Raw genomic sequence first — 12,781 nt, 5'->3', positions numbered from 1 at the left:
TCCGGCAACGTAGGGCGCGGCGGCGGCGTACGCAATCGGATTCGGATTGACGTGGCCCCGGCGCTCGGGATACTTTTCTTTTTGGTGAAGTATTCGATCGATGAAGTCTCCCGCGCAGTCTCCTCCGCATCACGCCGGAGGCTGCTGGAGCACGTCGCCCGGGGTCCGGCGACCATGTCCGCCTTGGCCGACCACCTCGACCTCTCGCTCCCCGCCGTCGACAAGCATCTGAAGGTCCTCGGCTCAGCCGGCCTGGTGACCAAGACCAAGACAGGCCGCGTCACCCAGATCACGCTCGATCCACGTGGCCTGGACGCCATGGCGACCTGGGTCGAACGCACCCGAGCCCACTGGGCCGGCGCCATGCAGCGCTACACCGACCACTTGGAGGACCGATGAACGAAGTCGTGACCGAGACGATCGTGAAGACGTCTCCCGAGCGCGCCTGGCAGGCCTGGACCGACCCGATCGAGCTGGCCGGGTGGTGGTGGCCGATGTTCGACGACACCACGTATGACCTGGACGTACGCCCTGGCGGCAGCTACCGCTTCGAGAGCCGCTCCGCCGGGATCGGTGCCCGTGGCACCTTCACCGAGATCCTCGCCCCCGAGCACCTGGCCATGACCTGGGTGTGGCTCAGCGACGGCGCCGACGACGGTCCCGAGGACTCGGTCACCGTCACCTTCTCCGCGGTCGGTGACACCACCGTCGTACGCGTCGTCCACGCCACCGGCGCCGAGGACACCTCGGGTTACGCGCAGGGTTGGCGAGACTGTCTCGACCGACTCGCCCAGCCACGCGGCAGGACGACGGTCGTGGAGACCCCGTAGTCGGTCATGTCACGACGCTGGATCCGGCAGTGACGAGCTCGATGACGTCATCGGTGCTGCGTACGTCGCCGAAGGTGCGATAGATGGTCGACAGCGTCGCGTCGTGGGACTCGTCGTCGCGGCCAGCCGTGGCGTCGGCGACCAAGATCGTGCGATATCCCAGCGTCGCCGCGTCGCGGGCGGTGCCGGCAACACAGACCTCGGTGAGTGTGCCGGTGACGACAACGGTCTCGACACCACGCGACCGAAGCTGGTCGTGAAGCGTCGAGCTCCCCGGGAAGAGCGCACTGATAGCCGTCTTCTCGACGAGCAAGTCGCCCTCTCGTGCTTCCAGTCCCGGTCCGAGCCGGCCCGCGATCGGCCCGGCGCCACCGCTGCGTCGAAACATCTCCGCCGCCTCCTCCCCGAGAAACTCCCGCGCCCACTTCGTCGGTCCAGGGTCACCTGGCACGACCCACGCGACCACACCGCCGGCGGCGCGGAGAGCATCAGCGAGCCGACCCACGTTCGGGGTGATCGCGTAGCACGTCGGGTTCGACTCGTAGAAGAACGGGACGAGGTCGACGACGACCAGCGCAGTCCTGGCCGGCTCGAGGGTCTCGTACGCATATCGTCTGCCCCTCCGCGTCTCCTGCCGCGCGTACTCCCGCTCGGGGATCGCCCACCCGTGCACCCTCGACGCGCGAGGCTGAGTGTGAGCGGATGCCGAGCGAGCAACGTCGCGAGGTGGAGCGGTCTCACGGTCGACGCCGACGGACCCGTCGATCGTCTCGCGGAGGATGTCGGCGTGGCCGGCGTGACGGGTGGCGTCGCAGAGGCGGGCGGCCATGATGTTGAACAGCATGACCTTCTCGTCCCACCACGGCACGTACCCGGGCGCGTCGATCGGGAGCTCCTCGATCGTGGCGTCGACGTACTCCGAGACATCACGGTAGAGGTCGAGGACGTCGGATCGGCTCTCGTGCTCGGTCGCCCGGTGGGTGGCGGCCCACCACCCGGCGGTGTCCCACGGCGGAAGGTCGACCGGCGGCGTACGGTCGAAGACCTCGCCGAAGTAGCGGGCGTCCGAGAGTGCGTTGTGCTTGACCAGTCCGAGCAGATTGGTGCCGGTCGGGGTCATCGGGCGGCGGATGTCCTGCTCGGAGAGCCCCTCGAGCTTCCAGACGAGCGCCTCACGCACAGCGCGGAGCTTGTCGTGCAGGTGGGCCTTGGCGAAGTCGTCGTCCACGACGACCATCCTGCCGTGCCGAACAACCTCAGCGGCGGAAGAGCAGCGTGTAGACCACCGGCGCGACGAGGACCGACGCGATAGCGGCGAAGAGCACCGTGCCGACGTCCTCGGTGATGAGATAGATCAGCGCGTTGAGGAGGAGAAGGACGACGACCAGGGTCCGTACGTTGCGCCGCCGGCGCTCCGCGAGCGCGCTGTCCGGCCGGGACCGACGCGCGGGGATCCACCCCGTCAACCGCTCCTTCCGGACCCGACGCCGAGCGGACCTGGCCTGCTCGGCCGCCCGGCCCTCAGCAGCAGCCGCGGCCAACCGCTCCCGCTCGGCGCGAGCCTTCGCGCGGGCTCCTGTCTGGGCCACCTAGGCCGCCTTCAAGGAGAGCACCCAGTTGCGCAGGATCGCGGCGCCGGCGTCGCCGGACTTCTCCGGGTGGAACTGGGTGGCGGTCAGTGGCCCGTTCTCGACGGCCGCGACGAACCGGTCGCCTCCCCCAGAGTCCGGCCCGGTCTCGGCCCAGGTGACCAGCGGCGCGACGGTGCGGTCGTTGGTGACCAGGGTCCAGTCGCGCACGCCGTAGGAGTGCACGAAGTAGAACCGCTCCTTCTCGGCACCCGCGAACAGCGACGACCCAGCAGGCACCTCGAGCGTGTTCCAGCCCATGTGGGGAACGATCGGCGCCTGCAGGCGCTCGACGACGCCTGGCCACTCACCGCAGCCCTCGGTCTCGACGCCGTGCTCGATGCCGGTCTCGAAGAGGATCTGCATGCCGACGCAGATCCCCATCACGGGGCGCCCGCCAGCGAGCCGCCGGGCGATGATCCGCTCGCCGCGGATCGCCCGCAGACCCTTCATACAGGCCTCGAACGCCCCGACGCCGGGCACGAGCAGCCCGTCGGCCGCCATCGCGGCGTCGAGGTCACCGGTCAGCTCGACCGAGGCGCCGGCACGCTCGACGGCACGGACGGCGGAGCGTACGTTTCCGGAGCCGTAGTCGAGGACGACAACCGACGGAGCACTCACAGCACCACGTCCGTAACGCAAGCGCCAGAATACGAACGCGGCGCTGTATCGACACGATTGTTCACTCGCTGACGCTCGCTCACAGTGCGCCCTTCGTCGACGGGACCCCGGTCTCGCGCGGGTCGTACGCGATCGCGTCGCGGAACGCCCGCGCGAACGCCTTGAACTGCGTCTCCACGATGTGGTGCGGCTCGCGCCCGGCGAGCACGTTGACGTGCAGCGTCAGGTGGGCGTGGTGGGCGATGGAGTCGAAGACGTGCTGGGTCAGGGAGCCGAGGTAGGGCACCCCCGAGCCGCCGAGCAGCACGTACTGCTGCCCCTCCGGCTCGCCGGTGTGGACCGAGTAGGGCCGCCCGGAGACGTCCACGACGCAGCGTACGAGCGCCTCGTCGAGCGGCAGGGTCGCGTCGCCGAAGCGGCGGATGCCCTTCTTGTCTCCCAGGGCCTCGCGAAGACACTGACCGAGCACGATCGCGGTGTCCTCGACGGTGTGGTGGGCATCGATGTGCACGTCGCCCTCGGAGTGCACGGTGAGGTCGACCAGCGAGTGGCGCCCGAAGGCGGTCAGCATGTGGTCGTAGAAGCCGACACCGGTCGAGACGTCCACCCGCCCCGTGCCGTCGAGGTTCACCTCGACGACGACCTTCGACTCCGAGGTCTCCCGTTCGATTCGGGCGGTCCTGCTCATGCTCGTGCTCCGTTCACATCGGTCAAAGCCTGCTTGAAGGCGGTCATCTCGTCGGAGGTCCCGACCGAGACCCGCAGCCATCCCTCGGGTCCGGTCTCGCGGATCAGCACGCCGCGGTCGAGCAGACCCTGCCACACCGCGTGCCGGTCGGCGTAGCGCCCGAAGAGGACGAAGTTGGCGTCCGAGTCGGCGACCTCGAGCCCCTCCCCACGCAGCCACGAAACGAGCGCGTCCCGCTCCTCGCGGAGGGAGGCCACATAGCCCAGCAGCTCCGGAGCGTGCCGCAGCGCGGCGCTCGCTGCCGCCTGGGTCACCGCGGAGAGGTGGTAGGGCAGCCGTACGACCCTGATCGCGTCGCAGATCGCCGGGTCGGCCGCCAGGTAGCCGAGCCGCAGCCCCGCCCCGGCGAACGCCTTCGACATGGTGCGAGTGACCACCAGGTTGCGGTGGTCGGCGAGCAGCTCCAGCGCCGAGGGCACCCCGGTCCGGCGGAACTCGCCGTAGGCCTCGTCGACCACGACGATCCCAGTGTCACCGACGGCTTCACACAGGGCCGTGACTGCCTCCGGGGGCAGCGCGGTGCCGGTGGGGTTGTTGGGACTCGGCAGCAGGACGACGTGGGGCCGGGTCTCCTCGACCAGCGCCCGCGCCTTCTCCAGATCGATCGCGAAGTCGCTCTCCCGGTGGCCGACGACCCACTCGGTGTTGGTGTCGCGGGCGTACTCCGGATACATCGAGTACGTCGGCGCGAAGCTGATCGCGGTGCGTCCCGGTCCGCCGAAGGCCTGCAGCAGCTGCAGCATCACCTCGTTGGACCCGTTGGCCGCCCACACCTGCTCCGGCGAGATCTGCGCCTTCGGAACGTCGGAACGGAGGTACGCCGCCAGCCCCTCCCGCAGCGCGACGAACTCGCGATCCGGGTAGCGGTTGAGCGTGCGCGCCGCCTCGCCGACGCTCGCGGCGATGTCGGCGACGGTCTCCGCGGACGGCTGGTAGGGGTTCTCGTTGACGTTGAGCTGGACCGGGACGTCCAGCTGCGGAGCGCCGTAGGGCTCGATCCCGGCGAGCTCGGCACGGATCGGCGGCCAGTGGGTGCTCGTCACGACGAGAACCTCACCGACACCGCCGCGCCGTGACCCGGCAGGTCCTCGGCCTCGGCGAGGGTGACCACGTGGTCCTTGACCGCCGCCAGCCCCTCACGGGAGTAGTCGATGACGTGGATCGACTTGGTGAAGGCTCGCACCGAGAGACCCGAGGAGTGGCAGGCGCAGCCGCCGGTGGGCAGCACGTGGTTGGACCCGGCGCAGTAGTCGCCCAGCGACACCGGGGCGAACGATCCGACGAAGATGGCACCCGCGTTGCGGATCCGGCCGGCGACGCGCGCCGCGTCGGCGGTGTGGATCTCGAGGTGCTCGGCGGCGTACGCGTTCACGACCTCGATGCCCTGGTCGACGTCGTCGACGAGCACGATGCCCGACTGCGCGCCGGTCAGCGATGTGCGGATCCGCTCGACGTGCTTCGTGGCGGCGACCTGCTTGTCGAGCTCGGCCTCGACGTCGGCGGCCAGCGTCTCGGAGTCGGTGACCAGGACGGAGGCGGCCAGCGGGTCGTGCTCGGCCTGGGAGATCAGGTCGGCGGCGACATAGGCGGCCTCAGCCGTCTCGTCGGCGAGGATCGCGATCTCGGTCGGACCGGCCTCGGAGTCGATGCCGACCTGCCCCTTGAGCAGGCGCTTCGCGGTGACGACGTAGATGTTGCCGGGTCCGGTGACCATGTCGACGCGCTCGCACCCGCCGGAGGTCGAGCCTGCTGAGACCCCATAGGCGAACATCGCGATCGCCTGGGCACCGCCGACGGCGTAGACCTCGTCGACGCCCAGCAGCGCGCAGGCGGCCAGGATGGTCGGCTGCGGCAGCCCCCCACTGAACCCATCGGGATTGGCCTTCTGCGGCGGCGAGGCCAAGGCGATCGAGGGAACCCCGGCGACCTGCGCCGGAACGACGTTCATCAGCACCGAGGAGACCAGCGGAGCCAGACCACCAGGCACATAGAGCCCCACGCGCCCCACCGGCACCTTGCGGTGCGTCACCCGGGCACCGGGCGCCAGGTCGGTGACCGCGTCCTTCTCGAGCTCGGCGGCACAGGTCGTACGCAGCCGCGCGATCGACTCCTCGAGCCCGGCGCGAATCGCCGGGTCCAACTCGTCGAGGGCCTTGGTCAGCGCCGCGGCCGGAACCCTGATGTCGTCGACGCGTACGCCGTCGAACTTCTCGGAGAACTCCGCGATCGCCTCGTACCCGCGGTCGCGGACCGCGTCGATGATCGGCTGCACCGCATGGGTCGCCGCCTCGATGTCGAACTCGGCGCGCGGCACGGCGGCGCGGTAGTCGATGGTCGAAGCGGAGCCTCTGTCGGCACCCCTCAGGTCGATGCGGCGGATCATGCCTCAAGTCTACGAGTGAGCCACCCGGGAGCCGATCTGCCGACGCCACGTGGACGTCGCGCCCGCGCACCGCGGAGCGGCCGGCCAGGGGCATACGGCGCCCAGAACCGGGTACCCGGAGGGCTGACCCACTACAGGAGGGATCGTCATGGCACTGAGCGGACTTTTCCACAGAGATCACAAGCATGCCGACGAGAGCCACCGGGGGACTCACGAGAACCACGCGGAGACCCGCGACTCCGGCGGCCCTGCGGTCGTCGGCCACGACAACAGCGTCGACCCCCGGCACAGCACCGCCGGCTCGGTCGGCCCGGTCGGCCACCCCCGTGAGGGAGAGGCCGTCGAGCACCACCGTCACGCGCAGGAGGGCCGACGAGCTGCTCTCCACGACACCTACGGGGGCTTCAACTGGGGCGCCTGCTTCTTCGGCTGGCTCGTCGCGGTCGGCCTGACCGTCCTGCTCGGAGGGATCATCTCCGCGATCGCCTCCGCGGTCGGCTCCGAGCAGAACTGGACCCGGACCGATCTGCAGTCGATGGCGGACTCGGCCGGGATCGCGGCAGCGATCACGTTCGCCGTGGTCCTCTTCATCGGCTATTACGCCGGAGGGTACGTCGCGGCGCGGATGTCCCGCTTCGACGCCCGCCGACAGGGCCTGGGCGTGTGGATCGTGGCCATCGCGGTGATGATCATCGCGGCCGTCGCGGGCGCGCTGTTCGGTTCGAGCTACAACATCATGCAGCAGGTCGACCTGCCGAGCGTGGGCCTGAGCACCGACCAGCTCGGTTGGGGTGCGTTGATCGCCGGCCTCGTCCTGCTGGCCGTGATGCTCGTCGGGGCGCTCCTCGGTTCTGCCACCGGCCAGCGCTACCACACCAAGATCGACCGGGCGACCTACGACGCCTGACCGATCGGACAGTGCTGAGACAGACACCGGCGGGGTCGCGGGCGCACATGCCCGCGGCCCCCATAGGTTGGTGCCCGTGAACGAGCGCCAGCGAACGAACAACGCAGACATCACGCCGCCCCCTCCGTTTCCTGGCGCTCGCGCGACGGAGGTGGTGGCGTGAACGAGCGGCTACCGATGTTCCCGATCGGCGCGGTCCTGTTCCCCGGCGTGACGCTGCCGCTGCGGGTCTTCGAGGACCGCTACCGCGCGATGGTTCACCACCTGCTCCGCCAGGACGAGGAGGAGCGCCACTTCGGCACGGTTGCGATCCGCGAGGGCTACGAGGTCGGCGATACCGGCGCCCAGTCGCTCTACCGGGTAGGAGTGAAGCTGCTGATCACCGAGGTCGAGCAGCACGACGACGACTCCTTCGATCTCGAGGTGCTCGCTGTCGACCGGATCCGGATGGACAGCCTGATCAGCAGCGGTGACTTCCCCGTCGCCGACGTGGAGGAGATCCCCGAGGAGCACGTCGCCGTCCCGCGCGCCATCGTCGACACCGCCCGGGCCACCTTCACCGCCTACCGCGCCGCGCTGCTGGAGTTCCGCGAGGACCCGTTCACCGGCTCGCTCCCCAAGGACCCGGAGTTCCTCTCCTGGACCATCTCGGCCACCACTCCCCTGCCGATGCCCGACCGCCAGGCTCTCCTGGAGGCACCCGACGCCGGGATCCGTCTCGGCATGGTCACCGACCTGCTCCGAGCCGAGCTCAAGGCGATGAACGTCATCCCCTCGCTCCCCGCCACCGAGGTCGCCCGCACGAAGTGGTCACCCAACTGATGGCGAAGAAGCAGACCGGGAAACAGGCCGGAAAGGGATCCGGCGGGACTCCGGCGACCGTCGCCCTCACCCGGGCCGGCATCGACTACACGCTCCACCCCTACGAGCACGACCCGCGTGCCGAGTCCTACGGCCTGGAGGCCGCCGAGGCCCTCGGCGTCGAGCCGAAGCGGGTCTTCAAGACCCTGATGGCCTCGGTCGACGGCAAGCTCGCGGTCGGCATCGTCCCGGTCACCGGCCAGCTGGACCTCAAGGCGCTCGCTCGCGCCCTCGGAGGCACGAAGGCACACATGGCCGAGGTCGCCGCCGCCGAACGAGCCACCGGGTACGTCGCGGGCGGCATCTCCCCCGTCGGCCAGAAGCGCTCCCACCCCACCGTCCTCGACGAGTCGGCGACGGCGTACGAGACCGTCTACGTCTCCGGCGGCCGCCGGGGTCTCGACCTCGAGCTCGCCCCGGCGGACCTGGTCGAGATCACGGACGCCACCACCGCACCGATCGCCAGGTAGAGCCTGGCACGGCGCGGCTGCCCGGGCGCGAGCACGCCGACCTCAGGAGTCAGGCTGATCCGCCGGGTCGGCCTCCTGGTGCGGCGCCCACATCAGGAAGATGACCATCAGCGCCAGCATCGCCGATCCCGGAACCAGCAGGACCAGCCACGGCGAGGCGAGCTGGAAGCTGTCCTCGAGCACGGTGCCGTCAGCGGCACCCTTGGCGAGACTGTTCGGGTCCTCGGGCGAGAGCAGCGAGGTGACCAGCAGCATCAGGGCGCCACCGATCGCTCCCCCGATCGTCACCGCGGCGAGGGTGACGAGCTCGGAGCGGTTGAGCCAGACCGCGGCCGCGATGCCGACCAGCAGGCCGAGCACGATCGCGCAGACGGAGAACCATGCGGTCGCCGCGAAGACGCCCTGGTCGATGTTCTGTCCGATCGCGGGCGGGTCGATCGAGATGAGGCCCCGATACCACTTGTCCTCGAGCACCATCCCGGTCGGCGGGGTCCACAGGGTGGCCGCGGCGAGACCCGCCGCGAGACCGCCCACCACGAACGCGGCCACGATGATGGTCACCTGGACCCGCACCGGGCGGGACAGGTCGGGGCGCGCGGAGCGGCGAACGGTCGTGTGAAGACTGGGCGGCGGCGGCACGATCAGATTGTCAGGCATCCTGGTCCGAGGAGGTGTTTGAGGTCGGCGAACAGCTCGGGAGTCGGTGCCACCCTCAGCCGGTCATCGAGCTTCATGACCCGGGTCGCGTCCCGTGTCATCAACCGTAGCCTGACCTCGGCTACTCCGGGATAGGTGGTCAGTACGTCACGCAGCGATGCGATCACCTGCGGCGTGCACCGCGTCGACGGCAGCGAGATAACCACCGGCCCGCCCGCGGCTCCCGGACCGCCGGTCAGGTCCGGGACGGTGACCTCCTGGCCGCGCAGCTCGGGCTGGTCCTTGTCACGGGAGAGCTGGCCCTTGACCCGGATGATCGAGTCCTCGACCAGGTGCGGCGCGGCCAGCTGGTAGGACGAGGGGAAGAGCAGCACCTCCACCGAACCCTCCAGGTCCTCCAAGGTCACCGTCGCCCAGGCGTCACCCTTCTTGGTGATCCGCCGGTTGACGTTGGTGACCAGCCCGGAGACCGTGACGGTGGAGTTGTGCGGCCGGGACTCGTCGGTCATCAGCTGGCCGATGGTGCAGTCGGTGCCGTTGGCGAGGACGTGCTCGAGACCCATCAGCGGGTGGTCGGAGACATAGAGGCCGAGCATCTCCCGCTCGTGGCCGAGCAGGGTCATCTTGTCCCACTCGTCCATGTCGGGGATGGCGACCGAGACGCCGAAGCCGTCGCCGCCGTCCTCGTCGAGGCCGCCGAAGAGCGAGTCCTGGCCGATCGCCTCGTTGCGCTTAATGTCGATGTACTGGTCCACCGCGGTCTCGTGGATCGCGACCAGCGCGCGGCGGCGGTGCTTCATGTCGTCGAAGGCACCGGCCTTGATCATCGACTCGATCACGCGCTTGTTGCAGGCTCGCTCGGGCACCTTGGAGAGATAGTCGTTGAAGTCGGCGAAGCGGCCCTTCGAGGTGCGCGCCTCGACGATCCCGTCGACGACCTGGGCGCCGACGTTTCGGACCGCGGTCAGGCCGAAGCGGATGTCGCTGCCGACCGCGGTGAAGTCGTGGGAGGACTCGTTGACGTCGGGCGGCAGCACCGCGATCTTCATCCGGCGACACTCGTTGAGGTAGATCGCCATCTTGTCCTTGTCGTTCTTGACCGAGGTCAAGAGCGCGGCCATGTACTCCGTCGGGTAGTTGGCCTTCAGGTAGGCGGTCCAGTAGGTGACCACGCCGTAGGCCGCCGAGTGCGACTTGTTGAAGGCGTAGTCGGAGAACGGCAGCAGGATCTCCCAGATCGTGTCGATCGCCTTCTGGGAGTACCCGCGCTCGAGCATGCCGGCCTGGAACCCGGCGTACTGCTTGTCGAGCTCGGCCTTCTTCTTCTTGCCCATCGCGCGGCGCAGGTTGTCGGCCTGTCCGAGCGAGAACCCCGCCAGGACCTGGGCGATCGACATCACCTGCTCCTGATAGACGATCAGGCCGTACGTCTCCCCCAGCACCTCCGCGAGCGGCTTCTCGAGCTCGGGGTGGATCGGCACGATCGGCTCACGGCCGTTCTTGCGGTGGGCGTACTTGTTGTGGGAGTCGGCACCCATCGGGCCCGGACGGTAGAGCGCGGAGACCGCGGTGATGTCGGCGAACCGGTCCGGGAGCATCGAGCGCAGCAGCGCGCGCATGCCGCCACCATCGAGCTGGAAGACGCCGAGCGTGTCGCCGCGCTGCATCAGCTCGTAGGTCGCCGTGTCGTCGAAGGGGACCTCCTCGAGCACCAGGTCGATGTCGCGGTTGGCGCGGATGTTGTCCAGCGCGTCCTCGAGGGTGTGGAGGTTGGAGAGACCCAGGAAGTCCATCTTGACCAGGCCGAGCGCCTCACAGGTCGGATACTCGAACTGGGTGACGACCTGGCCGTCCTGCTTCGGCTCCATCAGCGGGACGATGTCGATGATCGGCTCGGAGGCCATGATCACGCCCGCGGCGTGGATGCCGGTCTGCCGGATCTGACCCTCGAGACCGATCGCGGTCTCGTAGATCTTCTTCACGTCCGGGTCGGTGTCGTGCAGAGCGCGGAAGTCGCCGCCCTCGCCGTAGCGCTTGTGGTCGGGGTTGAACAGCTCCTTGAGCGGCACCCCCTTGCCCATCACGTCGGGCGGCAGCGCCTTGGTGATCCGGTCGCCGATCGCGAAGCCGTGGTCGAGGATGCGGGCGGCGTCCTTGATCGCCTGCTTGGCCTTGATCCGCCCGAAGGTGGCGATCTGGGCGACCTTCTCCGCGCCGTACTTGTCCATGACGTACTTGATCGTCTCGCCACGGCGGTGGTCGTCGAAGTCGATGTCGAAGTCGGGCATCGAGGGACGCTCGGGGTTGAGGAACCGCTCGAAGAAGAGTCCGTGCTCGAGCGGGTCGAGGTCGGTGATCCGCAGCGCGTAGGCCACGATCGAGCCCGCACCCGAGCCACGCCCCGGACCGATCCGGATCCCGTTGTCCTTCGACCACTGGATGAAGTCGGCGACCACCAGGAAGTAGCCCGGATAGCCCTTCTGCAGGATCACGTCGATCTCGAACTCGACGCGGTCTCGGACCTCCTGGGTCGTCTTCCCACCCGGGTAGCGCAGCTCGATGCCGCGCCAGGTCTCCTTGCGCAGCCACGACTCCTCGGTCTCGCCCTCGGGGATGTCGGCGAGCGCCATGTAGCCACCGGTCGACTCGGTGAACTCGACGTCGCAGCGCTCGGCGATCAGCAGCGTGTTGTCGCAGGCCTCGATCAGGTCCTGCCGGCCCCACAGCTCACGCATCTCGGCGGCTGTCTTGATGTAGTAGCCGCTGCCCTCGAAGGCGAACCGCTTGCCGCCCTTGGAGTAGGGCGGCTCGGTCATCCGGCTGCCCGACTGGACGCACAGCAGCGCCTCGTGGGCGCCGGCGTCCTCGGGGTTGTTGTAGTGGGAGTCGTTGGTGGCGACCGGACGGATGCCCATGGTCTTGCCGAGCTTGAGCAGGTCGTCACGGACGCGCTTCTCGATGGAGATGCCGTGGTCCATCAGCTCCAGGAAGACGTTGTCCTTGCCGAAGATGTCCTGCAGCTCACCGGCTTCCTTGAGCGCCTCGTCCCACTGCCCCAGCCGCAGCCGGGTCTGGATGGCGCCGGAGGGACAGCCGGTGGAGACGATGATCCCCTTGGAGTGCTCGGCGAGGATCTCCTTGTCCATCCGCGGCTTGAAGTAGTAGCCCTCCAGGCTGGAGCGCGAGGAGAGCCGGAAGAGGTTGTGCATCCCCTCGGTGCTCTCGGCCCACATCGTCATGTGGGTGTAGGCACCACCGCCGGAGACGTCGTCGCCGCCCTCCTGGGCCCGGTCACCCTTGCCCCACCGCACCCGCTTGCGCTCCGAGCGCGGGGTGTTGGGGGTGATGTAGGCCTCGATGCCGATGATCGGCTTGACGTCGTGAGCCTTCGCCTTCTTCCAGAAGTCGTAGGCCCCGTGCATGTTGCCGTGGTCGGTCATCGCGATCGCCGGCATCTCCAGCTCGCTGGTCCGCTTGAAGAGACCGTCGAGGAGCGAGGCACCATCCAGCATCGAGTATTCGGTGTGGACGTGCAGGTGGACGAAAGAGTCCTTGGAGCCGGCCGCCATTGGCGTAGAGCCCTCCTCGAGGTCGAACGGATGGAGCGGGCGCAGGAGCCCGTGCACAAACGGACGACCTGGGGGAAGGACTACAGACTATCTGGCGGCGCCGACAG

13 protein-coding genes are annotated in these 12,781 nt (G+C 68.9%); 5 read left to right on the top strand and 8 right to left on the bottom strand.

Annotated elements, in window-relative coordinates:
- Positions 1–84 precede the first annotated feature (84 nt).
- Positions 85–399, top strand: a complete 315-nt coding sequence (locus BJ988_RS06025) for a helix-turn-helix domain-containing protein (protein WP_179657187.1) — start codon at positions 85–87, stop codon at positions 397–399.
- Positions 396–830 (top strand): SRPBCC family protein, encoded by a 435-nt coding sequence (locus BJ988_RS06020; protein ID WP_179657186.1) that lies wholly within the window; start codon positions 396–398, stop codon positions 828–830. Before BJ988_RS06025 ends, BJ988_RS06020 begins: the two co-directional genes overlap by 4 nt.
- Positions 831–834: 4 nt before the next feature.
- On the opposite strand, the gene BJ988_RS30100 is transcribed toward BJ988_RS06020, so the two are convergent.
- The 6 genes from BJ988_RS30100 to hisD all read right to left on the bottom strand — a co-directional run bounded on the left by BJ988_RS30100 (position 835) and on the right by hisD (position 6,210).
- Positions 835–2,058 (bottom strand): isochorismatase family protein, encoded by a 1,224-nt coding sequence (locus tag BJ988_RS30100; protein ID WP_343051495.1) that lies wholly within the window; start codon positions 2,056–2,058, stop codon positions 835–837.
- 28 nt (positions 2,059–2,086) lie between these two features.
- Entirely contained in the window at positions 2,087–2,419 is a 333-nt protein-coding gene (locus BJ988_RS06010; RefSeq protein WP_179657185.1) for a hypothetical protein, read from the bottom strand.
- A complete protein-coding gene (gene hisH / locus BJ988_RS06005; RefSeq protein WP_179657184.1) occupies positions 2,420–3,079 on the bottom strand; it encodes an imidazole glycerol phosphate synthase subunit HisH in 660 nt (219 codons plus the stop codon).
- Between the two features lie 79 nt (positions 3,080–3,158).
- Positions 3,159–3,767 carry an imidazoleglycerol-phosphate dehydratase HisB gene (hisB, locus tag BJ988_RS06000; protein WP_179657183.1) on the bottom strand — a complete coding sequence of 203 codons (609 nt, stop codon included), beginning with the start codon at positions 3,765–3,767 and terminating at the stop codon, positions 3,159–3,161.
- Entirely contained in the window at positions 3,764–4,870 is a 1,107-nt protein-coding gene (locus BJ988_RS05995) for a histidinol-phosphate transaminase (protein ID WP_179657182.1), read from the bottom strand. Before BJ988_RS05995 ends, hisB begins: the two co-directional genes overlap by 4 nt.
- Positions 4,867–6,210, bottom strand: a complete 1,344-nt coding sequence (gene hisD, locus BJ988_RS05990) for a histidinol dehydrogenase (protein WP_179657181.1) — start codon at positions 6,208–6,210, stop codon at positions 4,867–4,869. Before hisD ends, BJ988_RS05995 begins: the two co-directional genes overlap by 4 nt.
- A 148-nt stretch (positions 6,211–6,358) precedes the next feature.
- Here hisD and BJ988_RS05985 point away from each other — a divergent pair, with 148 nt between their 5' ends.
- The 3 genes from BJ988_RS05985 to ybaK all read left to right on the top strand — a co-directional run bounded on the left by BJ988_RS05985 (position 6,359) and on the right by ybaK (position 8,448).
- Complete coding sequence (locus BJ988_RS05985) at positions 6,359–7,117, top strand: hypothetical protein (RefSeq protein ID WP_179657180.1); 759 nt, start codon at positions 6,359–6,361, stop codon at positions 7,115–7,117.
- 159 nt (positions 7,118–7,276) lie between these two features.
- Complete coding sequence (locus BJ988_RS05980) at positions 7,277–7,939, top strand: LON peptidase substrate-binding domain-containing protein (RefSeq protein ID WP_179657179.1); 663 nt, start codon at positions 7,277–7,279, stop codon at positions 7,937–7,939.
- A complete protein-coding gene (ybaK, locus tag BJ988_RS05975) occupies positions 7,939–8,448 on the top strand; it encodes a Cys-tRNA(Pro) deacylase (protein WP_179657178.1) in 510 nt (169 codons plus the stop codon). The genes BJ988_RS05980 and ybaK overlap by 1 nt, the downstream gene beginning before the upstream one ends.
- 42 nt (positions 8,449–8,490) lie before the next feature.
- On the opposite strand, the gene BJ988_RS05970 is transcribed toward ybaK, so the two are convergent.
- The gene (locus tag BJ988_RS05970; protein ID WP_179657177.1) at positions 8,491–9,105 is read right to left on the bottom strand and encodes a hypothetical protein; all 615 of its coding nucleotides are present in this window, start codon (positions 9,103–9,105) and stop codon (positions 8,491–8,493) included.
- The gene (dnaE, locus tag BJ988_RS05965; protein ID WP_179657176.1) at positions 9,090–12,674 is read right to left on the bottom strand and encodes a DNA polymerase III subunit alpha; all 3,585 of its coding nucleotides are present in this window, start codon (positions 12,672–12,674) and stop codon (positions 9,090–9,092) included. Before dnaE ends, BJ988_RS05970 begins: the two co-directional genes overlap by 16 nt.
- Positions 12,675–12,781 lie beyond the last annotated feature (107 nt).

This window comes from Nocardioides panzhihuensis (assembly GCF_013408335.1).
Classification (GTDB): Bacteria; Actinomycetota; Actinomycetes; order Propionibacteriales; family Nocardioidaceae; genus Nocardioides; species Nocardioides panzhihuensis.
The sequence above is the reverse complement of the archived record's forward strand: the minus strand, read 5'-3'. Positions and strand labels throughout refer to the sequence as shown.

What these genes read in the sequence shown, in the direction of transcription:
- dnaE (WP_179657176.1), bottom strand. Translation starts at nt 12,674, where the DNA reads ATGGCGGCCGGCTCCAAGGACTCTTTCGTCCACCTGCACGTCCACACC.
- BJ988_RS05985 (WP_179657180.1), top strand. Translation starts at nt 6,359, where the DNA reads ATGGCACTGAGCGGACTTTTCCACAGAGATCACAAGCATGCCGACGAG.
- ybaK (WP_179657178.1), top strand. Translation starts at nt 7,939, where the DNA reads ATGGCGAAGAAGCAGACCGGGAAACAGGCCGGAAAGGGATCCGGCGGG.
- BJ988_RS06020 (WP_179657186.1), top strand. Translation starts at nt 396, where the DNA reads ATGAACGAAGTCGTGACCGAGACGATCGTGAAGACGTCTCCCGAGCGC.
- BJ988_RS05970 (WP_179657177.1), bottom strand. Translation starts at nt 9,105, where the DNA reads ATGCCTGACAATCTGATCGTGCCGCCGCCGCCCAGTCTTCACACGACC.
- hisB (WP_179657183.1), bottom strand. Translation starts at nt 3,767, where the DNA reads ATGAGCAGGACCGCCCGAATCGAACGGGAGACCTCGGAGTCGAAGGTC.
- hisD (WP_179657181.1), bottom strand. Translation starts at nt 6,210, where the DNA reads ATGATCCGCCGCATCGACCTGAGGGGTGCCGACAGAGGCTCCGCTTCG.